This window comes from Thioalkalivibrio thiocyanodenitrificans ARhD 1 (assembly GCF_000378965.1).
Classification (GTDB): domain Bacteria; phylum Pseudomonadota; class Gammaproteobacteria; order Ectothiorhodospirales; family Ectothiorhodospiraceae; genus Thioalkalivibrio_A; species Thioalkalivibrio_A thiocyanodenitrificans.
Genome location: NZ_KB900536.1, coordinates 3,079,302 through 3,104,646, shown reverse-complemented (window position 1 = coordinate 3,104,646; position 25,345 = coordinate 3,079,302). Strand labels below are relative to the sequence as shown.

General features: G+C 64.0%; 24 protein-coding genes. 9 read left to right on the top strand and 15 right to left on the bottom strand.

Annotated elements, in window-relative coordinates:
• Positions 1 to 145 precede the first annotated feature (145 nt).
• The 3 genes from THITHI_RS0114690 to THITHI_RS0114680 all read right to left on the bottom strand — a co-directional run bounded on the left by THITHI_RS0114690 (position 146) and on the right by THITHI_RS0114680 (position 3,288).
• A complete protein-coding gene (locus THITHI_RS0114690) occupies positions 146 to 1,279 on the bottom strand; it encodes an amidohydrolase family protein (RefSeq protein WP_018233865.1) in 1,134 nt (377 codons plus the stop codon).
• A gap of 31 nt (positions 1,280 to 1,310) precedes the next feature.
• Positions 1,311 to 2,222 carry a hypothetical protein gene (locus THITHI_RS0114685; RefSeq protein ID WP_018233864.1) on the bottom strand — a complete coding sequence of 304 codons (912 nt, stop codon included), beginning with the start codon at positions 2,220 to 2,222 and terminating at the stop codon, positions 1,311 to 1,313.
• Between the two features lie 79 nt (positions 2,223 to 2,301).
• Complete coding sequence (locus THITHI_RS0114680; protein ID WP_026186380.1) at positions 2,302 to 3,288, bottom strand: OmpA family protein; 987 nt, start codon at positions 3,286 to 3,288, stop codon at positions 2,302 to 2,304.
• A gap of 458 nt (positions 3,289 to 3,746) precedes the next feature.
• On the opposite strand from THITHI_RS0114680, the gene THITHI_RS0114675 reads away from it, so the two are divergent.
• Entirely contained in the window at positions 3,747 to 5,873 is a 2,127-nt protein-coding gene (locus tag THITHI_RS0114675; RefSeq protein WP_156820566.1) for a putative bifunctional diguanylate cyclase/phosphodiesterase, read from the top strand.
• 119 nt (positions 5,874 to 5,992) lie between these two features.
• On the opposite strand, the gene THITHI_RS0114670 is transcribed toward THITHI_RS0114675, so the two are convergent.
• A complete protein-coding gene (locus tag THITHI_RS0114670) occupies positions 5,993 to 6,967 on the bottom strand; it encodes a hypothetical protein (protein ID WP_156820565.1) in 975 nt (324 codons plus the stop codon).
• A gap of 231 nt (positions 6,968 to 7,198) precedes the next feature.
• Here THITHI_RS0114670 and THITHI_RS19880 point away from each other — a divergent pair, with 231 nt between their 5' ends.
• Entirely contained in the window at positions 7,199 to 7,981 is a 783-nt protein-coding gene (locus THITHI_RS19880; RefSeq protein WP_018233860.1) for a GNAT family N-acetyltransferase, read from the top strand.
• Positions 7,982 to 8,048: 67 nt separating this feature from the next.
• On the opposite strand, the gene THITHI_RS0114660 is transcribed toward THITHI_RS19880, so the two are convergent.
• Both THITHI_RS0114660 and THITHI_RS0114655 read right to left on the bottom strand, forming a co-directional pair.
• Positions 8,049 to 9,191 carry an NAD(P)/FAD-dependent oxidoreductase gene (locus THITHI_RS0114660; protein ID WP_018233859.1) on the bottom strand — a complete coding sequence of 381 codons (1,143 nt, stop codon included), beginning with the start codon at positions 9,189 to 9,191 and terminating at the stop codon, positions 8,049 to 8,051.
• Positions 9,188 to 10,459: an SAM-dependent methyltransferase gene (locus THITHI_RS0114655; protein WP_018233858.1), complete on the bottom strand. Its 1,272-nt coding sequence runs from the start codon at positions 10,457 to 10,459 to the stop codon at positions 9,188 to 9,190. Before THITHI_RS0114655 ends, THITHI_RS0114660 begins: the two co-directional genes overlap by 4 nt.
• Before the next feature lie 269 nt (positions 10,460 to 10,728).
• On the opposite strand from THITHI_RS0114655, the gene THITHI_RS0114650 reads away from it, so the two are divergent.
• On the top strand, positions 10,729 to 11,187 hold the full coding sequence (locus tag THITHI_RS0114650) for a hypothetical protein (RefSeq protein WP_018233857.1): 459 nt from the start codon (positions 10,729 to 10,731) through the stop codon (positions 11,185 to 11,187).
• A 276-nt stretch (positions 11,188 to 11,463) separates the two neighbouring features.
• On the opposite strand, the gene THITHI_RS0114645 is transcribed toward THITHI_RS0114650, so the two are convergent.
• From THITHI_RS0114645 to THITHI_RS0114635, 3 genes are all read right to left on the bottom strand, one after another.
• Positions 11,464 to 12,117: a c-type cytochrome gene (locus tag THITHI_RS0114645; RefSeq protein WP_018233856.1), complete on the bottom strand. Its 654-nt coding sequence runs from the start codon at positions 12,115 to 12,117 to the stop codon at positions 11,464 to 11,466.
• Between the two features lie 124 nt (positions 12,118 to 12,241).
• On the bottom strand, positions 12,242 to 12,658 hold the full coding sequence (locus THITHI_RS0114640) for a VOC family protein (protein WP_018233855.1): 417 nt from the start codon (positions 12,656 to 12,658) through the stop codon (positions 12,242 to 12,244).
• A gap of 244 nt (positions 12,659 to 12,902) precedes the next feature.
• A complete protein-coding gene (locus tag THITHI_RS0114635) occupies positions 12,903 to 13,568 on the bottom strand; it encodes an ArsR/SmtB family transcription factor (protein WP_026186379.1) in 666 nt (221 codons plus the stop codon).
• A gap of 80 nt (positions 13,569 to 13,648) precedes the next feature.
• Between THITHI_RS0114635 and THITHI_RS0114630 the strand changes: the two genes are divergently transcribed.
• The 3 genes from THITHI_RS0114630 to THITHI_RS0114620 all read left to right on the top strand — a co-directional run bounded on the left by THITHI_RS0114630 (position 13,649) and on the right by THITHI_RS0114620 (position 15,146).
• Entirely contained in the window at positions 13,649 to 14,461 is an 813-nt protein-coding gene (locus THITHI_RS0114630) for a sulfite exporter TauE/SafE family protein (RefSeq protein WP_018233853.1), read from the top strand.
• On the top strand, positions 14,458 to 14,775 hold the full coding sequence (locus tag THITHI_RS0114625) for a hypothetical protein (RefSeq protein ID WP_018233852.1): 318 nt from the start codon (positions 14,458 to 14,460) through the stop codon (positions 14,773 to 14,775). Before THITHI_RS0114630 ends, THITHI_RS0114625 begins: the two co-directional genes overlap by 4 nt.
• Before the next feature lie 104 nt (positions 14,776 to 14,879).
• Positions 14,880 to 15,146: a hypothetical protein gene (locus tag THITHI_RS0114620; protein WP_018233851.1), complete on the top strand. Its 267-nt coding sequence runs from the start codon at positions 14,880 to 14,882 to the stop codon at positions 15,144 to 15,146.
• A gap of 127 nt (positions 15,147 to 15,273) precedes the next feature.
• On the opposite strand, the gene THITHI_RS19210 is transcribed toward THITHI_RS0114620, so the two are convergent.
• Both THITHI_RS19210 and THITHI_RS0114610 read right to left on the bottom strand, forming a co-directional pair.
• Entirely contained in the window at positions 15,274 to 16,767 is a 1,494-nt protein-coding gene (locus tag THITHI_RS19210) for a 2Fe-2S iron-sulfur cluster-binding protein (RefSeq protein ID WP_018233850.1), read from the bottom strand.
• A gap of 61 nt (positions 16,768 to 16,828) precedes the next feature.
• Complete coding sequence (locus THITHI_RS0114610) at positions 16,829 to 17,854, bottom strand: MBL fold metallo-hydrolase (protein WP_018233849.1); 1,026 nt, start codon at positions 17,852 to 17,854, stop codon at positions 16,829 to 16,831.
• A gap of 365 nt (positions 17,855 to 18,219) precedes the next feature.
• On the opposite strand from THITHI_RS0114610, the gene THITHI_RS0114605 reads away from it, so the two are divergent.
• Positions 18,220 to 18,951, top strand: coding sequence for an NADPH-dependent F420 reductase (locus THITHI_RS0114605; RefSeq protein WP_018233848.1), 732 nt, complete (start codon positions 18,220 to 18,222; stop codon positions 18,949 to 18,951).
• 270 nt (positions 18,952 to 19,221) lie between these two features.
• On the opposite strand, the gene THITHI_RS0114600 is transcribed toward THITHI_RS0114605, so the two are convergent.
• Entirely contained in the window at positions 19,222 to 20,175 is a 954-nt protein-coding gene (locus THITHI_RS0114600) for an NAD(P)/FAD-dependent oxidoreductase (RefSeq protein ID WP_018233847.1), read from the bottom strand.
• A gap of 616 nt (positions 20,176 to 20,791) precedes the next feature.
• Between THITHI_RS0114600 and THITHI_RS0114595 the strand changes: the two genes are divergently transcribed.
• Positions 20,792 to 20,998 carry a hypothetical protein gene (locus tag THITHI_RS0114595; protein ID WP_018233846.1) on the top strand — a complete coding sequence of 69 codons (207 nt, stop codon included), beginning with the start codon at positions 20,792 to 20,794 and terminating at the stop codon, positions 20,996 to 20,998.
• 165 nt (positions 20,999 to 21,163) lie between these two features.
• Here the strand turns inward: THITHI_RS0114595 and THITHI_RS0114590 are convergent, their stop codons facing one another.
• Together THITHI_RS0114590 and THITHI_RS0114585 are read right to left on the bottom strand one after the other, a co-directional pair.
• Positions 21,164 to 21,808 carry a Crp/Fnr family transcriptional regulator gene (locus tag THITHI_RS0114590; protein ID WP_018233845.1) on the bottom strand — a complete coding sequence of 215 codons (645 nt, stop codon included), beginning with the start codon at positions 21,806 to 21,808 and terminating at the stop codon, positions 21,164 to 21,166.
• A gap of 133 nt (positions 21,809 to 21,941) precedes the next feature.
• Complete coding sequence (locus THITHI_RS0114585; RefSeq protein WP_018233844.1) at positions 21,942 to 22,178, bottom strand: hypothetical protein; 237 nt, start codon at positions 22,176 to 22,178, stop codon at positions 21,942 to 21,944.
• 312 nt (positions 22,179 to 22,490) lie between these two features.
• Between THITHI_RS0114585 and cynR the strand changes: the two genes are divergently transcribed.
• Complete coding sequence (gene cynR / locus THITHI_RS20335; RefSeq protein ID WP_083908746.1) at positions 22,491 to 23,519, top strand: transcriptional regulator CynR; 1,029 nt, start codon at positions 22,491 to 22,493, stop codon at positions 23,517 to 23,519.
• A gap of 29 nt (positions 23,520 to 23,548) precedes the next feature.
• On the opposite strand, the gene THITHI_RS19200 is transcribed toward cynR, so the two are convergent.
• Positions 23,549 to 25,327, bottom strand: coding sequence for a thiamine pyrophosphate-binding protein (locus THITHI_RS19200; RefSeq protein WP_018233842.1), 1,779 nt, complete (start codon positions 25,325 to 25,327; stop codon positions 23,549 to 23,551).
• Between the last annotated feature and the right edge of the window lie 18 nt (positions 25,328 to 25,345).

Sequence of the window (25,345 nt, the reverse complement as noted above, 5' to 3'; positions counted from 1 at the left end):
ATCCTATACCCGCACGCCCTGGAGCGCATACGGGGGCCCACGAACAGCCGGTGGCGGAAGGCCAAATGAGTGATCGAGTCTACAGAATCCGCCACCCGGCGCCAGGCCGCTGCACTGCATGCGACCCGGAACGCCCGAAAGTGTATCAGGCGTGTTCGGGGGTTCTCGGAAAATCGATGCCAAACAGTTCGGCCGCCCGTCCATGCAGGATCAGGTCTCTGGTCGCCCTGTCGAGGTTGCCCATCATTTTCTCGACCACCGGATCGGGGTCCGGCCAGACATTCTGCGGATGCGGGTAGTCACAACACCACATGACGGTCTCGGTGAGCAGGGACCAGTCATGTTCCAGCAGACGCGCCCCAACCACGTCATTCTCGAATGTAAAGCGGATGTTCCGACGGACGTACTCGCTGGGCAGCATTCCGAGCCCGACCGTTTCATCCGGCCTGCGGATTTCACATTGCCGATCCATCCATGCGAAAAGAAATGGCAGCCAGCCGATCCGGCTTTCCGCCATCACCCACATCAACCGGGGGTACCGTTCGAAGACACCGCCGAAAATCATATCAGCCACCGGACGGGCCGCCACGAACGGAGCAGTGGCATGTGCGGCGAGCGAGGCGCCATCGCGGTTCGGCGGGCGCGGCACCCCCGCACCGTGACCGGTATGGCTGCATATCACAATGCCTTGATCCTCCGCCTCCGCCCAAAGCGGTTCCCACACCCCGGAGGCCAACGGTCGGCCAGCATCGAAGACACTGAACTCGACTGCCCTGACACCCTGCCCGACAAGGCGCCGGAACTCCCTGAGCGCGGCGTCGGGATTGGCGGTCGGCAGATTGGGCAGATAGATCAGACGGCCCGGCACGACCGAGGACAATTCGAGACAGAGATCATTGTAGGCACGATACATCTCCACCAGCAGTTCCGGATTGTCCACCTTCCACTTGCGCGTATCTCCGTAGAAGAGTGCCGCATGGATCCCCGCGATATCCATGTGCCGGGCGGCAAGCCGTGCATCGGAGGGCGGGAGTGCGCCGACGGGCAGCTCGACCCGACCGAACTCGTCGTCAACAAGCTTCTTCCAGTTGGAGCCGACCGCGGATATCTTCCTGAGCTGCCCCTCCCATACCCAATAGCTGCCAAGATCGGTCTCGATGACCCGCGGCCCGTCTTCCCGCAAGCGCTTCGGCAACCGCTCCTGCCACAGATCCGGGGGTAGCCAGGGCGTGTTGAGGTGATTGTCCGCCGAGATATACTTGTAGCCGACAGGCTCCATCGTGCTCTCCCTCAATGTACGCGGGACTGTGCTAATCGTCCCAACTGTAGCGGGCTATGGGCGGGAACATGCGCCGCCGTTCATCCACCTGCTCAATGAGCCGGTCGGTCCACGGCGCCGTGTCTCGCGTGCGCCGGATGCCTGGATGCACGAACCGGCGGCAGGCATCCAGATACTCCGGACTGCTGGAAACGCCCAGTGCGTCGAGCACCGGAGAGAGCACCATGGACGGATCCCGCACCATGTCCTCATGGTAGGTACGCACGACACACACGGACTCCTGGGGCCGGGCTGCTGCTGCGAGCGCCCCTTCCAGCATTTCAAAGTACCACCGGACCAACTCCGGCATGCTGCGGCCCCGGCGAATGTCTGCCCGCGTCCACAGTGAACTGATGTTGTCCCATGGATTTCGGAGATGATGAATAACGATGACGGGCATGCCCAGCCGATCGGCAAACCGCTTCAACAGATCCGGGTCGGCGCTCAGGTGCTGGCTGGTGCTGCCGGCCCGTTTGTCGCCGATGACGCGCAGTTCATCATGGTATCCGAGCCATTGGCCCGGCAGGTCGTAGACGTAACCGCCGATACGGCGTCCACGTTTGCCGAGCCAGCGCTCGCGCTCCAGAATCAGGTGGAAAAGCTCCTCGCGCTCGAATCCGGCACGCAGGTAGTGCAGGACATCCAGGTTGTGGCTGATGAGAATGTTCCGGTGGGCATTGAGAAGCGCACCGAGCACACTGTGGCCACTGCGCGGCTGGCCGACGAACAGGCAGGCGCGTTGGACCCGATCGAACAGCCGGTCCTGGTCGCGGTCACGAACCTGACAGCTGCGCCTGGCCTGACGCAGCCTGCGCGCCTGAAACAGCGGCTCCATGGCGGCCCATGCCCGGGGTACCCGCTGCTTGAGCAGGAACTCGAGATCAAACTCACGGGATGCGGTCACGGGCCAAGTGATCCCTGAGCCATGCCGGCGGCCGGGATACCCCGCATTGCGAACAGAGTCATGAGCGGGGTACTCGCGGTCACGCGTCACCCCCGCGCTCGACCAGTTCCACGCGACGGTTCCGGGCACGGCCCTCCTCGGTGCGGTTGGTGGTGACCGGCGCCATCATGCCGGCGCCGGCCGCCTGCAGACGCTCACGGGCAACACCGGCCTCCCCGGCCAGCCAGCTCACCACCGATTGTGCGCGCTCCAGCGACAATGCCACGTTGTATGCGTAATCCCCGGTGTTGTCGGTATGCCCCACGACCAGGAGGTTCATCTCCGGGCGATCGCGCATCAGCTCAGCGATCGTCTCCAGTGCCTCGATCGATTCCGGCAGGATCTCGGCGCTGTTCACGGCAAACAGGATGTTCTGCACCGCCACGCGGCCGTCCTGCACCAGTCCCGTCTCCATTTCACCCGCCGTCAGGGGCTGATGATCCATGGTCGCGTCCATCTCCCGTGCAGTGACGATCGCCTTCGAGACCGCCGGCCCCTCGACGCCCCGCGCATTGAACACGGCGATCGCCGCCAGCACATCACCCTTCCCGGACCGCGCCGCGATATAACGCACCTGACGATCGCGATTGGCAATGCGGCAGCAGTCCCTGGCCCCGCGCTCGTACAGACCCGACTCCCGGAAAAACAGCCGCCCCGCGCCGCCGGACAGTTCATCCTCGCTGCCCTTGAACAGGATCTCGAACCCCCGCTCCTCCAGCGCCTGCAGATAGCTGCGTTTCACGCGAAGCGTTGCCACATCCGGGTTGTCGAATACATAGCTTAGGCTCAGGACCTCGCCCTCCATCACCTCGACATCTTCGAAGCCGTCACGCGAATACGGGCCTACGGGGACCGTGACGCGATCAAAATCCACATGATCCTGGTACACGATGTGGGAACCGGCGGCGCGGGGGACATCGGGATGATCGCCCGCCCCGTCAATATCCTGCGAAGCCGCAACAACCCCCGCCACCAGCGTCGCCACAAGCCCGCCGCTCAAGGCGGCCATCACACCGTGTTTTCTCATGTGGTCCTCCCATCGATTACCTGCACACTTCGGGATACTCCCGAAAGGCGCAATGCTAACCGGCCGGAACAGGGTTCGCCAGCAAGGAACCGGGCCGCCGGCCTCGTCCATCCGGTTGAACTGTCCTCGCGTGACAGACCGGTGACGAGCGACGATCAGGGCAATGGGCTCGAACAGCACCGGCTGCCGTGTTGCTCAAATCAGCGGCAAACCACTATCCTATGGTCGAGCGTCGCGGCAGATTGCCAGGACCCACGCGCAAGATAAAAGGGACAGCCAGAACTGATGCGGGGACTGACACCGGTGCCATGCGGCGCAGCCATGTGCCCTGCAAGAGGATACGTATGCCGGCTGCGGTGCATTGCCCTGAGCATGATCACGCGGAGCCCTCCGGGCCCGATGACACATGACCGGCATTTGTCATTGGCCGTGGCGGGACGAATAGACCCATGGGGGTAATGGCACAGAACTGGCGTGCTGCGGCCCCTGTTCAGCGGATGGGCATCATCCTGCTTCTTCTGGGGCCTCCGCTGCTGCTCTGGCAGGCCTTTCCCGCCAACCAGATCCCCATTTCCCAGCCCGCCTTTCTGGCCGTTCATTCCATCATGGAGATCTTCGCCGTCGTGGTGGCGGCGCTGATCTTCTTCACCGCCTATGGTACACGGCGCGCGGAACGCTCCGTGCGGGTGGTGGTGCTGGGCTGCGCTTTCCTGGCGGCGGCCTTGTTCGATGGGCTTCACCTGCTGAGCTACGAGGGCATGCCCGCCCTGGTGACCGATAACAGTCCGCACAAGTCGATCCTGTTATGGCTGTGTGCGCGTGTTTCCGCAGGCATCGGCCTTCTCCTGTACGTGCTGCTTCCGGACACGCGCCCGGCCGGCGCCGGTGAACGGCAATGGCTGCTCATGGCGACGCTTGCGCTGACGGCGGTCCTGTCCTGGCCGATACTGCGCTACCCCCAGGTGCTGCCGGCGATGTTCGTGCCGGGCGAGGGCCTCACACCGCTGAAGATATGGATCGAATGGCTGGTTTTCAGCCTGTACATCGCCACCGCCTTGCTTCTGTTCCTGCGCCGCCGGCGGGTACGCCATTGCGACGTCGGCAGCCTCATGCTTGCGCTTCTGTTGCTGGCCGTGGGCGAGCTGTTCTTCACTATGTACGTGCAGGTGACCAACACCGCCAACCTGATGGGTCATGGCTACAAGGTCATGGCCTACTTCTTCCTGTATCGCGCAATCTTTGCGGAGGCCATCCAGCAGCCGTTTCAACAGATCCGCAACATGCTGGTACACGACGAGCTGACAGGGCTTGCAAGCCGCGTGTCCTTCAACGAGCGCCTCGACGAGGCGATCAGGAAGGGGCGCCAGACCGACGAGACCTGCGCGGTCATCTCCGTTGGACTGGACCGCTTCAAGACCGTCAACGCCACCCTGGGCCACGAGCGGGGTGACCTGCTACTGATTGCCGTTGCGGATCGAATTCGCAGCACCGTTCCCGAAGGATCATTCATCGCCCGGTTCAGCGGCGACAACTTCATGATCCTGCTTGAGCGGACCACGCCGGCACAGGCACACGACATTGCGCAGCGCCTGCTTCACGCCATGCAGGAACCTTATGCAGTGGCCGATGACCGGCTGGAGATCACGGCCAGCATGGGCGTGGTGACCAGCCCGCTGGATGGAGACACGGCCAGCATTCTGCTGCGCCATGCCGACGTGGCCCTGCATCACGCCAAGGCCCGCGGGCGGCAGTGCATCATCCTGTTCAGCCAGGACCTGAGCGACAGCATTGCCAGGCGCGCCCTGATTGAAGTGAAACTGAAGCATGCGCTAGAGCAGAACGAGTTTCATCTCGTCTATCAGCCCAAGGCCTTCCTGTCGCACGGGGGCATCGGCGAATGGGAGGCGCTGCTGCGGTGGAACTCTCCCGGCCTCGGTGCGATCAGCCCGCTGGAGTTCATCCCCGTCGCGGAGGAAACCGGAATCATCCTGCTCATGGGCGAATGGGTGCTGCGCGAGAGCTGCCAACAGTTGGCCGCGTGGCGTTCCCTGGGACTCGATCCCGGCAGTATCGCGGTCAACCTCTCCACGCGGCAGTTGCGCCAGGCGGACCTGGCGCACAACATCGGGTCGATCCTGCGCGATGCGGACCTGCCGGGCAGTGCGCTCAACCTGGAGATCACCGAGTCTGTCATCATGGACGACCCCGCCGCCGCCTCGGCCATGCTCCTGCAACTGGCGAAACAGGGGATACGTATCTCCGTGGACGATTTCGGCACCGGTTACTCCTCGCTCAGTTACCTCAAGACCTTCCCCATCAACTGGCTCAAGATCGACCAGTCCTTCATCCGGGAGGTCCCCCATGATGAGAACGACGTCGCCATCGTGCGCTCGATCCTTCGCCTCGGGCACAGCCTCGGCCTGCAGGTGGTCGCGGAGGGGGTCGAGACCCGGGAACAACTGGCCTTCCTGTACGGCGAGGGCTGCGACGCGGTCCAGGGCTATCTGTTCAGTCCGCCCCTGTCTCCGGCCGAGTGTGAGGCACTCATGCGCTCGGGGCGGAAACTGGAACTGCCGGAGCCCTGAGGGCCGCCCGTCGGGGCAGCGGCGGACAGGATGTGCACTGCGTTATCGGCATGCATGACGATACACCTCGATCCTTCTGATGCGTCTGCTCACGACCCCAGCGGATCGCGCCCGTGCGCTCAGTAGTGCTGCGGGTCGCCGAACAGCAGTTCGATCCCGAAGTACAGGCGCCACTGCGTCCGGAAATCGTTCTCGCGTTCGTGCAGGGCCTGCGGCCGAAGCTCCGCGATCAGCCAGTCCCTGTGGAGGACACTGCGCCAGCGCACCTGGGCATAGTAGCGGGTCACGCGGTCATTGGGTTCGCTCTCGCCCTGCACGCCGATCTGCCACAACAGGTCGCGGCGGTGCGCCAGCGGCTGGAGAAGTGAAAAGACCTGGTCGTAGTAGAACTGCCCTTCCCGCTTGAACCAGGTCACCCTGGTGTGGCTGCGCATCAGCATCCGTGTCGAGGCAAGCGGACGCTCCACGCGAAGATCCGTTGCGGTACCCACGCCACCCTGGTCGTACCAGAACAGTGATTGTCCGGGCCTGAGCCTCAGGTCTCCGACATCGAAGTCCCGCCAGCCGCGAACGCGTGTGAGCACATCGATGGGATCGCCGGAACGCAGGCCGACCGAAAAATCGCTCCCCCAGGGGTCGGGCGGTCGCAGCAGGCGCAGCGCCAGGGATCTTCGCGTGGGATCCTCGAGTTCGCGTTCCGTGCCGCGCTCCCTGGCCACGGGATCGTCGTAGTCATCACTGATGAACACCAGGCTGAGCCTGCGCTCGGTGCCGGGCAGGCTCAGGACGCCGCCGGCACCGAACTCGAAGTCTCCTCCGCCGCCCTCATCCACACGCTGGATAAACCGCAGCCTGAGCATCGAATCATAGACTTCGTCCGGCAGGGTCTCGGTGGTGCCGAACATGCGGTCCATGCGCCGGGAAAGCGTCCGGATCGTCTCGGACACCACTCTCTGGTGGTCATCAATGGTCTGCACCACGCCGACGGGATCCGTATCCTCGGCGGGGAGGCGATCCGCGGCCGGCAACGGCGTCATGGTCGCCAGCCAGGCCAGGGCCGACATTATCAGGACCGCTATGTTACGGTTGCTCAACAGGTCGCATCATCTTGGGCGCTGCGGGCTGCAGCGAGCTACGGGCAGTATAAACCAGGCGTCGACCCGCCAAACCGGGCAAGGAACACGTTTTCCCAACGCAGGGTGGGGTCGGCGAAGCCCCCGCACGGGATCCGGTTCCGAACTGCTCACGTCGTTGCCAACGCCGCAGGAGTTGCCCGATCATGGCGCGTGACAGTGCCGGGACCGGTGCACGCGTGACGAGAGGCGATGAAGCAGAACACTCTGTTGGAGCGGGTACATGCAAGCGTGGTGGACGAATGCGCGTTCCTGGCGTGCTGTTCCATTCACGGCCGCGTGCTGACGCTGCCGGGTATCGTCGCCGGAATCAATCCGGCCGCCCCCGACCGTTCGCTTTTCAACGGGGTGGCGTACGAATCCCCCGATGCCCTCCGGACGCATTACGACACCATTGCCGCGGCCTACGATGCCGCGGGCGTCCGGGCCTGGACGGTATGGGTGCGACCGGGCGACACGTCGACACCGGCGTTCCTTGCGTCAAGGGCCCACGTGTTCGACTACGATCCGGTGGCCATGGCGGCGCACATCCCTGATCTCCGGCTGCCCGCCGCCGGTGACCTCGACTGGGAAGAGACCGATGATCTGCGAACGCTGGGCGTCATCAATGACGCCGCCTTCGGCTTTCCGCCGCCCGCGTTCGCAGCGGTATTCGACCGCTGGCCGAACAGGCGCTGGCGGGGATATCTGGCGCGGATCGACGACAGGCCTGTCAGCGCCCTGCTCACCTGTGACACCGCCGAAGGGGATTGCAGCATCACGGCGGTCGCGACGCTGCCGGATTACCAGGGTCGCGGACTGGCGACCCGGTTGATGGCCGCGGCACTGCGGCAGGCGCGGGCACGCGGCATGACATCCACCTCGCTCCAGGCGAGCCCCTCCGGGGCAAGTGTGTACGCCCGGCTCGGATACGGGGAGCTGGGCCGGATGCCCATGTGGGAACGACGCGCGCCAGCGGGGCAGTCCCGAGACTGACAGCACAGCGAGGTAGGGAGGCGCCCCGGGCATCCCCCTGAGGACCGGCCACACGCGGTCCCGCGGCTCAGCCGGTCCGGACCGCCGCCAGGGGCGGTTCATGCTGATGCAGAAACCAGCGGTCCACCACCACCCGCCGGGCGAACCAGTGCGTACCCAGCAGTTGCTCTCCGATCCAGGTCCTGATGCCGGGCGGCATCAGCAGGTTCGCGGGGCGCCCGTCGGCACGGCGCCCGAAGCGCTCCTGCAGCCGCCGCGCATAGGCATCAAGACGCCCCGGGCCGTAGTCGCCCCCTGCCTCGAGAATCGTATCCGCGGCCAGCAGGGCCGACTCCACGGCCGGGCGGATGCCCTCGCCGCTCTGGGGATAGGCCAGACCGGCCGCGTCACCGATCAGCAGGGCGCCCTCGCCCAGGACCTCGCGCCCCGCGTGCGTGTGCAGCAGGTAGGCGTGTCCCTTGAAGCGACCCGGCAGATCGGCGGGTATCCTGCCCCGGGCGTGGAGGAACTCCACGAAGGCCGCCACATGTTCGGCCAGGCGGTGATTGTCCTCGCGGCCCAGGCCGATGTTCAGGAAATCGCCCTTGCGGAACACCCAGGCGTAGCCCCGCAGGTCACGGCAGAAGAACAGCTCCGGGGTATCACCCCGGATCGCACATGCCGCGCGCTGGCGCTCATCCATGGGGAACTCCACCTCCTGCGCCGCAACCACCCGCTCGCTGCCGCCCAGATCGGCCCCGAGGCGGCGCGCGACGGGGCAGAAATGTCCGCCGGCCCCCACCAGCAGCGGGGCCCGCAGGCGGTCATTGACCACCCAGCGCCCCCCCTTGCGTTCCAGATCCCTGACGGTCTCGCCCGGTTCAAGCGCGGCGCCGGAACGTTCCAGGAGATAATGATCGAACTCGCAACGGCGGATCCCGTAGCTCACCACCGCATCGTGACGGGTCCGCACCTCAGGTCCGTCCAGCATGCTGATGCGAAAGGCGCGGATCTCCTGCAGCACCCGCCCGCGTCGATACGCATCCAGATCGAGCTCGAGTGCATCGACGACCGCCGGCGTCACCCAGCCCGCACATACCTTGTCGCGGGGAAAGGCCTTCTTGTCGATCACCACCACGTCGAGCCCCGCCTGGACGAGCCGCCAGGCCAGGGTGGACCCCGCCGGCCCCCCGCCGACGATGATCACGTCGCAATCGCGCGGGCCGGTCATGGCAGCATGCGCCCGTCATAGAGATGGGCGCGTGAACCCGGGATATCGTTGTTGTCATGGTGCGCGAACACCACCTGGAACAGCTGCAGCTCACCCGCGCTGAAGGCCGCCTCCGACCCGTGCAGGTACAGGCGCCATGCGCGCACGAACTGCTCGTCGAACATCTCGCCCACCCGTTCACGGTGCTGCTCAAAGCGCTCCCGCCAGTGGCGCAGGGTGCGCGCGTAATGCAGTCGCAGGTTCTCCACGTCCAGGACGGAGAACGGCGTGTTCTCGAAGATGTCCATCATCTGGCGCAGGGTGGGCGGATAGGCGCCCGGAAAGATACGCCTCTCGATCCAGGCGTTCAGGGGCTTGGGCCGGTTGCGGCCTATGGTGTGAATCAGGCCCCGCCCGTCGCGCCTGAGGCTGCGCCGGATCACCTCTCCCAGTTCCCGGTACTGAGGCGTACCCACGTGTTCCAGCATCCCGACGGAGACGAACACGTCGTAGTGCCCTTCGATGTTGCGGTAGTCGTCCTGCACATACTCGACCCGGTCTGCGAGCCCCTCCCGCGCGGCCCGGTCACGCGCGAACGCCACCTGCTCCCGGGAGATGTTGAAGGCGCGCACCCTGGCCCCGTAATGGCGCGCCATGAAGCGCGCCAGACCGCCCCAGCCGCAGCCGGCCTCCACCACGGTGTCGCCGGGCCGAAGCCGCAGCTTGCGGCATACGTGATCCATCTTGGCCGCCTGCGCCTGCTCCAGGGTCAGGGATGCATCCGGGTAATAGGCGCAGGTGTACTGCATGTGCTCCCCGTCCAGCCACAGGCGATAGAATGCGTTGCCGATGTCGTAATGGTGATGGACGTTATCCTGCGATCCGGAGAGGTTGTTGCGGCGCGGCCGGTTGATCCAGGCCCGGGCGGCGCGCAGCACAGGCGCGGTCCCGCGCGCGTCCAACCGGCGGTATATCTCGACCAGGAAACGCGTCAGATCCCCGTGGATCTCGATGCGCCCGGCGCTGTAGAGATCGCCGAAGTTCAGGTCAGGGTTGAGCAGCAGCGTCAGCAGGGCCCCCCGGTCCCTGATCTCCATGGTCGCCTCGGGCGCGGGGGTCGAGGGCCTGATCTCCGTCCCGTCCCAGAGCCGGACCACCACCGGGGGCTCATGCATCCACGCCAGCATCCTGCGTACCAGCCAGTGGTCCAGCGACCGGCTGCTGCCGCCACCGGCGGTCCGCCCGGCCGCCTGGGGGATGCTCAACTGCGCCGTCTTCCCTTTCCTCATACCTTCGCTCCTCCTTATCACGCGGGGGTGCGGTATGTGACATGGGGGTGCCGTCAATCTTAGGAAAATCATGTCCATCTCACAAATGCGCGGGTGCATGGCGGTAACCGGGGACCGAACCGCCATCGCCGCCGGATGCGCACAGCCCGTACGGACCACCGGGGCGGCGCGGGAACCGACGACCCGGTTTGCGCTCTAATGAACGCCTGTCCGGGCGCCTTCGGACAAGCCGGTTCGGCCCGTCGCCGTGCTTTCGGAGGATGCCTGCAATGCGTTTGCTGCTGGGTATGACGGCCGGTGTGGCCGTGATTTCAGGGATCGCGCTTCTGTGCCTGGTGCCGTTGTTTCTGCTGCTGGGGCCCGAGCACGCCCTGGCGGGCAACAGCCTGGAGTTCAACACGCTCTGGATCGGGATCGCGATGGTGGTCTGCCTGACGGCCGCCAGCATCGGCGGCTGGATTGCGCACCGGGTGGCCGGTTCCATCGGCGCCGTGCTCGGCCTGATCGCGATCGTGGTCGCATTCGGGCTGGCCGATGCGGGCTATCACCAGCTGCTGGCCCCCACAACCGCCGTGGCGCGGGGACAACTGGGCTGGTTTGAACTGCTGGTGGGGCTCCGGGAACCGCTCTGGTACGACCTGACCCTTCCGGTGCTCATGGGCATCTTCATCTGGATCGCGGGTTCCAGCCGCGACATCGAGCAACGCCCCATCCCACGGCGGGGCTGAACGGCCGACCTGGCAACGATCGGCCGCCTGACGGCTGTCATCGCGCTGGCGCGGGAAACCTGCGGATGGCGGGCGGGCCGCTGCACCCCGCGCCTGTATCCAAGGTATGATGACGCATGTTTTCCCGCTCTGAACAACGGGTTGACGTGCCCCGACCCGGCCATGAATGACCCAATCGGCAACCGGCGCCCGTGCGCGGGGGCGGCGGTCGCCGCGGCGGATCCGTCCGCCCCCGCAGGATCGTTCACTTTCGGGACACGCGCAACGGCGCCCCGATCAATCCATCGAGCTGATGTATGCCGCCAGCGCCTTGATCTCCAGTTCCGTGAGCATGGATGCGACCTCGTGCATGACCTCGTTGTCTTCAGTCCGGGGACGCTTGCTGAACAGTTCCAGCTGGGTCTCCGTATAACGCGTACTCTGGCTTGCAAGACGCGGCAGGTCGTCGGTCCCCATACCCCGCTCGCCGTGGCAGCCCGCGCAGTTGGGCACACCCGAATACTGGTTGCCTCGGTGATAGAGGAAGCGGCCCACCGCGGCCAGTTCCGCATCCCGCACCCGCTGGGCGGGTGAAGGCTTGACGTTGAAGAACACGCCCAGTGCCAGCATCTCGTTCTCGGTCAGATCCTTGGCCTGCGGCTGCATGACCTCACTGGCACGGCGGCCCGACTGGAAGTCGGCCAACTGCCTGGCAATGTACTGGAAATGCTGGCCGGCCAGGCGCGGTGTATCCGGGTTGGTGCTCAGTCCCTCGGCGCCGTGACAGCGGAAACACGAATCCATGTGGATCTCGTGCGCCCGGTCCAGGTCCACGCTCTGGGCCGCACGCACCAGACGCTCGGCATCCGGCAATTGTGCGCCTGCCAGACCCGGCATCGCCATGGCGATGGCGAAAACGGCCACTGACATCCTCATCTTCAAGTCGGTCATGCTGGTTCCTCGTCGGAATCGTATGTGGATCGGTTGAAAGTCGGCTTCAGGAAAAGATATCAGATCGCGCGGTCAACCTGTGCATACGCGGGCAATGGCGCGGCGGCGATGCATACCCGGTCCATTACGCGGCAAAGATCTGCCCGAACTCCGCGAACGCCTTGAACTCCAGTGCATTGCCGCTCGGATCAAGGACGAACATCGTCGCCTGCTCGCCGGGCTCACCCTGGAAGCGGACATACGGCTCGATGACGAACCGGATACCGGCGCGGCGCAGCCGTTCGGCCAGCGCCTGCCACTGGTCCATGGTCAGGATCACTCCAAAGTGCGGTACCGGCACCCGCTGCCCGTCCACCTCGCTTTCGACCGCCGTCCGTGACGGCTGACCGGCAAGGTGGGCCACGATCTGGTGGCCGTAGAGGTCGAAATCGATCCAGGTTTCGGCACTGCGTCCCTCGCGGCAACCAAGCACACTGCCGTAGAAGGCGCGCGCCGCATCGAGATCGTGAACGGGAAATGCGAGATGGAAAGGGGTGATCATGGGGCGGGCCTCCTCGGTGATGATCTCCGGACCTCGGACACCCCGGGGCCGGTGTAACCATGGCGGTTCAGTGGGCGCCTCGGGATCATCAGCGCTGATGACGGAATGTCCGGAGTCCGCGCTCTCCTGATTGCCGCCGGTGCCGGTGAGTCAGGCCATCTCAAGGTGGCCTTGTGCTCATGAGACAAGGCAGGATCCGGACGGCCTTTCCATCCGACCAGTGGCTTGCCGACCCGGGCAGGCGTCATTCTCCCGTCTCCACCGGGAGCCCCCGTGCCCGCCATTCGGCCACGCCGTCTTCCAGTCTGAGCGCCCTGAACCCTTCCTTGTTGAGCAGTTCCGCGGCCTCCTTCGCCATCAGGCAGAACGGTCCCCGGCAATAGGCCACCACCGGCCTGTCGCGGGGCAGCTCGGCCAGGCGCTTCTGCACCTGCGAGAGCGGCATGGAATGGGCATAGGGCAGATGCCCGGCGGCGAACTCCGTCTCCGGCCGCACGTCCAGGACCACGACCTCGCCGCGTCTGGCCAGCTCCAGGATCTCCTCGCGGCTCATGGGGGTCAGCTCATGGATGCTCTCGGACAGCTTGGAGAGAGCGGCCCGCAGTTCAAGCAGGCGATCCTCGGCCAGCGAACGCAGGGCCACCCAGAAATCGGCCACCGTCTTTCCGGAAAGACGGTAGTAGACATTCTTCCCCTCCCTGCGCGCCTCCACCAGGTTGGCCAGACGCAGTTCCCTGAGATGCGCGCTGGCCAGCTTCTGGGAGATCCCGGCCTCGGAGGCGAGCTGTTCCACCGACTTCTCACCCTGGGCCAGCAGGTCGATCAGTTCAAGCCGCTTGGGGCTGCAGACGGCCTTGCCGATCCGGGCCACCTGGGCATAGAGCACATCTTTTACTTGCCTTTCGCTCATCTTGATCTAATATACCAATAATCGTTAGATTGTTTGAACGTGATAGGGCACGGCCCCACCTTCATACGGGAGGATACGCCATGGAACTCTCCGCCATCGCGGCCGGGCTCGCAACCGGCATGGTGCTTGGCCTTTTCGGCAGCGGCGGCTCCATCATCGCCCTGCCCGCGCTGCTTTACCTGTTGCAGGTCGACCCCAAATCAGCCATCGCCATGAGTCTGGGCGTGGTGGCGGTCACCGCCACCATTACCGCGGCCGACCACTGGCGCCGTGGCCGGGTCGATGTGCGGGTCGCCACGGTGTTCGGCCTGTTCGGGGTCGTGGGCACCTATGCCGGTGCGCGCCTCGGCGTGGTGACGCCGGTCATCATCCAGCTCGGACTGTTTGCGCTGGTGATGTATGCCGCCGCCTGGCGCATGCTTCGGCCGGTGGCCGTCAAGCCGGCCGTTGCCGGCAGCCTGGTGCCGGCGGGCGGTGATGCGGCGGCCCTCAACGGCTGCCAGGAATTCTTCTCGCCCTGCATGGGACACATCGCCTTGCACGGCCTCGGCGTCGGCGTCCTGACCGGTCTGGTCGGGGTGGGTGGCGGATTCCTGATCGTGCCGGCGCTGGTACTGCTTTCCGGCATCCCCATGCGCACCGCCGTGGGCACCTCGCTGGCCATCGTCGCCGCCAAGTCATATGCGGGTTTCGCGGGATATCTGGGCGCAGTGTTCATCGACTGGTCGCTGATGGCGTCCTTCATCGCCGTCACCGTGGCCGGCAGTTTCATCGGCACACAGATGGCGGGGCGGTTCTCCCCGGACGGCCTCAAACGGGCATTCGCGGTCTTCCTGCTGCTGGTGGCCACCTACATCCTGTTCAACAACGTGATCCTGGGAGGAATGGCATGACTGTCACTGTCGTCTCGAAGTCGCCCGCGGGTGGCCGCTGCAACCTTTATACCCGCTACGCACAAGCCATTGCGGCACACTTCGACCTGAAACTGGATCTGCGTTATACGGACAGCGCATCGGGCGGCGGGATCGCCCCACCCGCGCTGCTGATCCACGAAAACGCCGTCATCCCCGAGGACGGGGCAATCGTATCCCCGGAAGACATCGAGCACTGCCTGTCGGCCCTCTGGCTCACCGAAAACCTCGCTGCCTGCCGGACCGCGCTGGAGGACATTCTGGAGCGTTTCATGGCGGAAATGAGCCGGCCATGAGATCCGTACCCTCACAACCCGGGCGCCGCGGATGACGGGCACCTGCTTCCCTGACCGGATCCTCTGCTACGCTTAAGTCATGTGACCGCATAGGGACCGGGACCATGGGCGATGCGGGTCTGAGGATCGGCGTTGAGTGTCATGTCGGCTACGGGGGCGAGTACGAACCCTGGCGCCTGTGCATCGGCAGGCGCTGGATCGCGGTGTCGGAGATCGTGGACCGCTGGCCGGCGCCGGATCACCGTTACTTCAAGCTGCGCTGCGAAGACGGCGGCATCTACCTGCTGCGTCACGACGAGGTGCGCAGCACCTGGGAGCTTACCGTCTATGACAGCGGTGCGCGGGAGGAAACGCGCCTGTCATCGACCTGAGTGCCCAACGCCGGGGACGGGCAGCAGATCGGGTCACCGGTCATCCTTGTCCGAACGCCGGAGAGGCCGGGTACTTCCCGCCCGCAGCAATGTGTTCATCCATCCTCCGGTTGCCGTGTGCCGAGGTTCAGTCGGACGGCGGGATGGCCTGAACCCGGCGATGCTCCTCGGGGACGCCCAGACCGGTCAGCACGTCGGTGGCAACCCGGATGAAGTGACTGGGGCCGGCGATGTAGTAGTCGCGCATCCCGGGGTCGTCCAGGTGCGCAAGACTCCGCGCGACGGCGGTGGGCCAGGCCGCCGGGTCTCCGGCCACGCCCACCCGCATGGGCCGGTAATGGAAATCGTCCAGCGCATCATCCCAGGAGCGGCACAGGTTGTCCTCGTAATGACCGGCACTGCCGCTGGCCACCCAGATCAGGTCCATCCTGTCCGCCACATCCAGCGCGATCACGTGTTCAATCAGGCTCTTGATCGGCGCGAAGCCCGTGTCGCAGGCGAGAAACACAAGGGGGCGATCGATCTCGTCCCCCATCACAAAGCCGCCGAAGGGGCCTTCCACCCCGACGGGGTCGCCCCGGCTCAGACCTTCGAAACAACGGGTGGTCAACGGATCGTCGCGGTTCTCCGCCAGGTGGAAAACCAGATTCCGGTCGTCACAGGGGCAGTTGGCCAGCGCCGCCGCGCCCTGAACACGCCCGTCGTCAAAGGACAATCGCACATACTGCCCGCCCAGAAAGCGCAGCCGGTGCGTCCCCGGGGTGCGCACCCGGAGCACCCGCACATGGGGCGCCGGGTCCTCGATGGACCGGACCTCGGCCTGCATCGACTGCCGGGGGATCTGCGCCGGCGTGCGGGCCACGTCCATCTCCACGACCAGATCCGTGACCGGTGAGACCGCGCACATCAGTGCAAGGCCCTGCGCCTTCTCGGCATCGGTGAGCGCATAGCCGTGGGGTTGCACCTCGCGCACCTCGCCGGACACGATGCGGGCCCTGCATTGCCCGCAGTTGCCGTCGCTGCATCCGTAACGGATGGAAAGCCCGGCCCGCAGGGCCGCCTGCAGGATGGTGTCTGCGCCCTCCACCAGAAACTCGTGGTTGCTCGGCACGAGCCGCACCTGCGGCGCCATCACGCTCAGCCAGCTCACGCCCTCGGCCAACGCGCCGGTCTGTCCCTCGTCCGTGCGCTTCTGGCGAAGCATGCTCTGCATCCGGAGCTTGATGTCACGCACGACAGGGCGCTCGGACTCGCCGCAGGTCCGTTCCACCTCCCGCAGGTGGTGTTCCAGCGCCTCCAATACGCCCGCGTAATGCTCGGCCTGCTGCTGGACCCGCGTGTACCTGTGCCCCAGCGCCGCCAGCCGCCGCGCCAGCACCTCGGGTTCCGGCAGGCTGCGGCGCGCGATGTCCTTGCCCAGGGCCGCGTCCTTGATCCGGTCCAGGCGTTCGAGCGTGCGCTCGTCCTCCAGGCGGGTGGCCGGGTAGAGGCCCAGCAGGTCCTCCACCTTCACCATGCCGTCGAAGCTCGGCAGGTCCCCGGACTTGATGCGCGCCTGCAGCTCGCCCCGGGTCACCCCGGCGAACTTGGCCGCACGAATCACCGAAAGCCACTGGTCCATGGTTAAAGACTAGCCGCGCGGGCGGGTCCGGTCCACATCATCCTGTCGTCGGCCCGGGACACTATTGGAACGACCGCGCCTCCGTCTCCAGGTAGATCCGGTAGGCATTGCCGCGGTTGCTGGCATCAAAGGCCGGCATGTCCTCGTAGCGGGACCAGTCCGTGTTCTCATAGGCCTCGTCGAAGGGAACCATGTCGTTGACCGCCGCGGCCATGGCATCCAGCACGTACACGATGTAGTCCCGGGTCGCCGCGACCGCCTTCCGGGCATCCTCGGATATCGTGCCATGACCGGGAATGATGTATCTGATCCGCTCGCGCAGACCGGCCACGTAATCCAGCCCGTCCAGCCACTGATCGATGTCCGTCTCCGGACTGTCCAGAAACGGGATGCGGCCTCCATAGATCACGTCCCCGCTGAACAGGACCTGGTAATCCTCGACCAGCATGACGGCATCCGCGGGCGCGTGCGCCGGACCCAGATGCCTGAGATCAAACCTTACGCCGCCCAGTTCGAAGGACATCTCCCTGTCGAACACTTGGTCGGGTGCGACGATATAGGTGTGCTCATCGACCCATGGAAAGAGGGCCTCGCGCCGCTGGGCAAGCCGTCGCTCGGCATCCTCGCCCTGACTGGCGGCCGTGCCGCCCACATATCCGAGGGCGCCGCGCTGTGCCAGAACCTTCGGTGCGCCCCCATGCTCCTTGAAGGCCTGCAGTCCGTAGATGTGATCCGCATGATAGTGGCTGACGACCACGTACCGGACAGGGCGGTCCGTCACTTCGCGGATGTGCTGAAGCATCCGGTAACCCAGGGCCGGCGTGCCGAGCGCATCGAACACCACGACACCGTCCTCCGTGACCACGAATCCCGCGTTCGAGGTATGCCCCTCGTTGACGGCGTCCGGAACACCCGACAGCCCTATGATGTAGTAGACCGGTGCATCCGGAAGCTTGTGCAGCTCGACAGGCACACCGACCGCACCGTAAGGCGTATCGACCGGAGCACTCTCCGAGGCCGCGACACCCGACAGGTACAGAAAAAGCAGACCGGCCACCCGCCACCCGTGATTGAAGAACACTTGCATCACCACACTCCCCTCGGAATATCCGGAACGGACCGCGAAGGCCCGTTATCAACGGTCAATACGGCTTTCTGACAGATGCTGAAGCAGATGCGGGCGGAAAACCAGGACGCCCGGCATCGGCACCGATCATCCGGCACCGGCAACCGTTCAAGTCCAGACCCGGTCAACCGGGTCGATCGGGTTCTTCCAGCAGTACGGCCAGCGGCACTTCAGACAGGCGATGGGCTCTGCCCCTGCCCGTTCACGGGCACCCCCCGACACAATCATCGTAACCGGAGAAGGCAGGGATGCGGGCCATGGCCCGGCGGCGTCGATGGCCAACACAGGCACTATACTTTCCGGTGGTTTCCCCCAGGCGTCGAAGCATGAGAAAGGATCGCCGCCGATTTCTGCGGACTGTCGGAGCCACCGCGGTGGTTCTGGCCTCCCAATCCCTGGCCCGCCCGCCGGGTGCCGCAGCCGCGGTCTCCGGCAGAAAACGGATCGGGATCGTCGGTTCCGGCAGGGTTGGCGGCACGCTCGGCGCAGTGTGGGTGGGCGCCGGACACGAGGTGATGTTCTCCTCCCGCCATGTCGAGAACGACAGGGCATTGGCCGCCAGGCTCGGAAGAGGCGCGCGGGCCGGAACGCCGCGCGAGGCAGCCGCCTTCGGAGAGGTGCTGATGATCTCCGTGCCCTACCACGCGCTTCCCGACGTGGGTCAGGCACTGGAGGACCTGCTCGATGGCAGGGTCGTCATCGATACCTGCAACCCGTTCGTTTCCCGTGACGGTGAGATCGCGACCTGGGCCCGGGCAAAGGGCGCCGGACTGGCCTCGGCGGAACTGCTGCCGGGCGCGCGCATCGTGCGCGCATTCAACGCGGTCGGTTATATGCGGATGGGTGCCGCCCACGAACGGCCCGGGCGCTTCGGCATGCCCATTGCCGGCGATGACCTCGAAGCCGTCGAGATCGTTTCCCCGCTGATCCGCGACATCGGCTACGAGCCCGTCCTGATCGGTGGGCTCGAATCGGGCAGACACCTGATGCCGGGCACCCCGCTGGCGGGCGAGCGGACGCCGGAAGAGATCCGGCGCATCGCGGCCACGCTCGAATAGGGGTGCAGCCGAAACGGAGAAGGCAACGCTGACCCGCATATTGCGCCAGGGATCGCGGATGGTTGTGGCCTCCCGGCCCGATACCAGTGGACCATTCGCCCAGAGGATCGGGCTCCTACAGAGGGATCAAGGCACGCGTAGGAGCCCGGTCCTCCGGGGCGATTACCCACCCAAGCCAAACCCCCTTCGCCCGGAGGACCGGGCTCCTACAGGGTATCCCTGCGGTGCACCAGTCCCCCCCCGAATGAACAACCTATCGAGAGATCACGCCTAGACCTTCGACTCCAGGATCGCCTGCGCCAGCTGCACGCCGCTTTCCCAGGCACGCTCGACGCCGGCCCCGGAAATGCCGTCGCCGATCAGGATCACCCGGTTTTCATCGTCGCGCAGCCAGTGACCGCCGACCGGGTTCTCGGAGCGCGCATACAGCCACATGTGCGAGGCTTCGACCTCGACCGGCCGGGATAACCCCAGCAGATCCATCAGGGCCGCCGCTGCGCGCGTCCTGGCTTCGATCTCGGAGGCCTCGACATGGCTCTCGGCGAACTCGTAGCTGCTGTGCACCAGCCAAAGGTCCGGGTCCGCGGTGGTCTGGCGGACCGCCATGTCCAGCAGATTGTCATCGAACTTGATGATGTCCGCGTCAGGCCCGCCCTCACAGCGCATCAGAAACGCCCAGACCGGGCGATAGCGCACACCGGCCAGCCGCTCGCGAAGCGGCGACAGGGCATCCAGCAGGGAAATGGCCTGCGGGCCGGGCACGGCACAGATCACCTGGTCGTAACCGTCCGCCATGGAGCCGTCCTGGAAAACGAGGGTCTGCGGCTGCACCGCGATCACGTGCGACTCAAGGTGCAGCTTCGCCTGCCCCATCACGTGGCGGACCAGTTCCGAGGTTTCGATCTTGGGCAGATAGTGGCCCTTCAGCCGCGCTTGCGTCCATCCCGTGTCGGCACGGCCCTGCAGGATGTCACCCTTCAGCGGCGCCACCCAGCCCTTCTTCACCCATTCCTCCGCCTGCTCGCGAAACGGCGTATTCCAGGCCGAGATGAAGGGTGCGCCCAGCGTCGCCCAGCCGGATTCGAGGCACCGGCTAGCCAGCCTGCCGCCAGCACCATGCCCCTTGTCGAACACATCCACATCCCAGCCCGCGGCGGAGAGTGCACCCGCGCAACTGGCGCCGGAGATCCCCGCACCAACGATACCTGCTTTGGGTTTTTCCATGACTTGTTTACTCCGAATTTAAACTGCACAAGAGGGTTTCAAAGCTGCAATTGATTAGTCACAGGATATCGACCCCGGTTCCCTTCGACAGCCCAAGATGCGGTACAGTTGACCCAGGTCAGATTCTCTTGCGCGGCCGCATACGGAAGGCCCGCGACGGCGTGAAAAGCGCGATGGGGTGAGATACGCGTGGGAGATGACAGCGACGATAACGGACCGAGAAATGCCCGGGACGGTTTGCAGGTCCATCAGTGGCAGAACGGCCAATCGGGGTGATGAGTTCATGCCCGATTGCCGGGTTAACGCGGACCGTTCCCCCTTCCCTCCAACTATACATTACTAGACCTGACCCCCTGTTGACAGCGGCGGATGTGAATATTTCACACCGGCGCGGTGATTACTTCACCGCGCCGGAAGGCGGGCATGCGTAGCCTTTGAATCCAAGGGGTCACGCGGTTCGCGTCACGAGACAGGAACCGGCCAGAAGGTGAGCACGAACCATGGCCCCGGATTCATCGGCAACGCCTTGAGGAGTTCCCGGAATACGAGGGCGGAACCCGATAGACGACGGCCACAACCGAGTACCTCAAACTGCCTTCTGCAAGGAGAATCCGACATGAGAAAGTCCATCTTCACACTGGCAATCGCGACGAGCCTGATGGCGATCCCGTTTATGGCCTCGGCGGCGAACAACCCTCATCCGAACGAACTGGAGCCCTGCATCAACGGCGCCGTTTCTTCCAAGGGACTCTTTGCGACACAGGCACAGGAGGATGACCACGAGCGGCGCATTGCGAAGGCCAGAGTCTCGAGGAGGAAGTGAGCGTGGGTGCGGCGCCATCCGCGACATGGGTGGCGCCGCACACCACTTCCCGAAGCCTGATCCGCGAACGGGTGGCTGCTCCGCCGTTCCGACCCCACCGCACGTCGGAGCCGGCCGAACTCGCGCACAGCCTATACCGGCAGAACGGCCCTGGGCCACGCCGGCTCACCAGGCGGCGGGGAGTTTCTCGTTTATGGTCATGCTGTGCTTATCGACACTGACGTAGTTTCCGGTCACCAGTTCCTTGAGAATCCGGCTGACCATCTCACGCGACGCCCCCACCATGTTGGCGATATCCTGGTGAGTGAGTCGTGGCTCGATAACTAGCTTTCCATCCTTCTCGACCGCAAGATCGATCAGTGTCTGGGTCACGCGCCCGTACACGTCCATCAGGGCGAAGGTCTTGATGTTGTCGGTCAGGACGCGGACCTCCCGGGTCAGGGCACGGATCAGATTGAAGGCCAGTTCGGTGTTCTCGCTCAGGCATTGCCTGACCTGCGACTGAGTAATCGCCATGAGCTTGACGGGGGCGAGGCTCATTACCGAGGCCGACCGGGGGGCCTCATCCACCAGTGACAGCTCACCGAAGTACTCACCGGGCCCGAGAATGCTGAGAATCACCTCCCTCCCTGCATCATCGCTGGCAAACACCTTGACCCGGCCTTCCAGCAGGACGTAAAGCGAGCCCACCTGATCACCCTCGGTGATCAGCACGGTGTTGGCGGGATAGCTGCGCACACTCCCATGGCTCGTGAGCACCGCGGCATCAGCCGGTGCCAGTTCGGCAAACAGGTGGGGGCGACGACGCATGGCGTTCCTTTATGATCGGGCTGTTGAGGGGCTGGTCACCGCCGCGTTCACACCTGTCCCGCCGGCTCGGCAAATGCGGCCGTCGCGGACCGATCATGCCGTTATCGCGCCCCCCTGTCGCGACAGGCTTTCATTATCTCTCGACGCCCGGATAGTGGCAAAGGCGGATCGTCCGTGTTGCCTGTGCATCCTCCGCATGTACCGTTGGCGACTGGTCCACCCACTCGGAGCGCAAGGCCTCGCGCAGGATCCACATCCAGGAAAGCTCGTGGTCGCAGACATACACCCGGCGTTGAACGGACTGTTCAACGGATTCGGGGGATGATCGCGAGATGTGGGGACGCGGGAATGTGAGAATGATGAAGATCATTTTTCCTCTCATATTACTGCATATTACTAGACTTGACCCCTATGCAGGCGCTGCGCGAGGCGCTCGGCCGGAAGAAGGTTCCATCCGTCGTCCCCAAGGCCGACACCAACGTGGAAAAAAGGCGGCGTCCTCAACTGCCGGAGACCCCGCCTGCCAGGCAATTACGAAACTTGTACATAAAATGATTTTTATCAATATTTACGTTCTTATTATGTGATTCACTGCAATGATAAGTGTAAGAACTCTTTCATTGAAAAAGTTCTCTATCATCGGTTTGTAGCTTCGGTACCTCTGAGCCCATAGGGGTGGTCTATGGATCGACGAGTTATTTTCCCACGTTGCCTCCAATACCTGCTGGCCATCGCGGAATACGGAAGCTACACGCGGGCGGCCGAGGCCTTGCATGTTTCCCAGCCGACCTTGTCACAACAAATAAAGCAGCTTGAAGCGTCTTTGGGGACGCTGCTGGTGAACAGATCCGCGCGCAACATACGACTGACTGATGCCGGGGAAATCTATTTGGGCCATGCCCGTCGCGCCTGGGGAGAACTGGACGCGGGAACCCGGGCCATCTCTGATGTGCAGGATCTAAGCCGTGGTTTACTTCGCCTTGGATGGACCCCAATTACAGATTACCTGACTTGCTCCTTACTAATTAGCTACAACAATCTCTATCCAGGCATTACGCTAAGCACTTTTGAAATGCCTCAGGACGACGTTGAGGCGGCCGTGGCAGAGGACGATATCGACGTCGGTATCGTATTCAGCGTGCCGCTGTCGACCCAGCCGGCATCGAGCAACGTCAAGACCGAAATGCTTTTCAAAGAAGACCTTTTCCTCGCGATTTCTCATGATCATCCTCGCGCCAAACAACGACAGGGGGTGAGCGTTCGGGAATTCTCACAAGAAGCGTTGATACTGCTCAATACAAATTTTGAACTGAGACGGCACATAGATCTGTATTGCCATGATCTCGACATTCTGCCGCGTATCGCAATGGAAACGGATTCTCTCAGTGTGATCATAAAAATGGTCCAATCCGGCCAGTTGGCCAGCGTGCTTCCTCGGTCCATTGTACGCACGCAGTATGGGATTTGCGGGATTCGGATCTCTCCGCAATTGCCTCCTAAGGCGATCACCATCATCTGCCGCAAAAATGGATATAAGAGTCCGGCGTGTCGAGCCTTCACGGCGCTTGCATTGGACTGGGCCGCTCACAGGGATGAGCACCCCTCCAGTCGACGATCGAAACCTTGTGCCCTCTCAGAGAAGCACTCTTTATATGAAGATGGGAAGCGGCGAACCACTGCCAAGGGAAACGGGAGTGGAAATGGGAACTGACGAAACGGCGGAGAGCATCGTCGGGCATGTTACTCGTAACGTTTCTTGTTTTTCGGTACCGGCAATGCAGTCGCGCGGCTCCCCTGCCCCGCCATGAAAGCCATGGGCGCGACTGCGGCCTGATCGATTACCACATCCACCACCGCCGGCCTGTCCGCATCGATCGCATTCCTCACCGCTTCTCCAATGTCCCTCGGGTCCGTCACACGGATACCCCAGGTTCCCATCTCCCGCGCGATGTTGGCGAAATTCGTTTTCCCGAACTTCGATAATTTGTCCAAGTCACGATAACCCGGCCAGCAGGCCTGAAGCAGATGCGTCTGCAAAGCCATGGCCTGGTTATTCAACACTACCGTAACCAGGTTGATACCGTTTCGAACAGCCGTCTCAAGTTCAGTGAGATGATAAAAGAACCCGCCATCACTCTCGAACGCGAGGACCGGCCGATCGGGCACTGCAGCCTTGGCACCTATAGCCGCCGGAAATGCCCAACCCAGGCTCCCCTCGCAGTGAAGGCAGCTTTTCCCTGCCGGAAGATCCATGAATACACCGGCCCATGTCCCCGCATAGCCCGTGCCCGTGACGTAGAGCGTGTCTTCCGGACACGCTTTGACAAGCTCAACCGCCAATCGCTCCGGCCGAATCGGAATAGCATCCCCATACATGTTGTCACGTTGGCTTTCCCGCCACTCGGTCAACCGTTTCTGCGCCGTTTTCACCCATACACCGTGCCTTCCCCGCCCCCCTGACCGCACGGCGTCCAACATCTGCCCCAAGACCGTTCGCGCATCACCTACAAGTGGCAACACATTGGGATAATTGGCCCCGGGCTGTGCAGGATTGATGTCAATGTGGATGGCTCGCACCCCCGGCTTGGGCATCTGCCTCATGTTCGTCGTCGCCCCGCCGAAATGAGTACCCACATGGAGCACCAGGTCTGCGTCGAGAATCACCTGATCGGTCGAGGGCCGTCGGTAGGAGCCGGTCACCCCCAGTGCCAAGGGGTGTCGATCGTCAATGCTGCCCTTGCCGCCCAAGGTCGTGGTGACCGGTATATCCAACTGCTCCGCCAATGCCGTCACCTCCGCCCAAGCGCCGGAAACCACCGTGCCACGACCGCAAACCATCACGGGGCGCTCCGCATGGCGAAGCTCCTGGATTGCACGCTCCACTAGATCATCGTCTGCGCGCGGACGAAACGCCGGATAGGAAAAGTACCGCTGATCCAGGTACCGAAAATCGAACTCCGACTCCTCCGCTTCCAGCGCGCCGTCCAGGTACAGATGGACCGGCCGCGGTGCCCCCGTGGTCATCTCCCTGTAAGCCTTTCCCAGGAACTCGGCCATCCTCTCGATTGTCCGCACCTCTGCGTCGTACTTGGTCACCGTCCGGAAATCGACATAGGCCTCCTGATAGGCGTTGCCATGGTAACGTGAACTTGGAAGAACCGGGGTCACTGCGAGCACCGGAGTGTGGCTTTGCCAGGCATCTACGAGGCCTGCGTACAGGTTCGATGCCCCAGGCCCACCCTGTGCAATCACGATGGTTGGAATACCCGACGCCTGCGCATAGCCGTCGGCCATATAGCCTGCGGCCTTTTCCGAATGACACAAGACGCGCTTAATCGGAACATCAGCCCACTCCACAAGCGTTGGATACAGGAATGTCGGCACAAAAAACACGGCCTTCGCGCCCGATCGACGCACCACCTCCGCGAGGAATTGATGACCCTTCATTCTCAACGGACGGCCAGCGGTTTCCCCGTCGTCGTTGAAGAGAGATTCATGTCCTGCGGTAGTGGAGCTCATCGGATTCTTTTCCCTCTT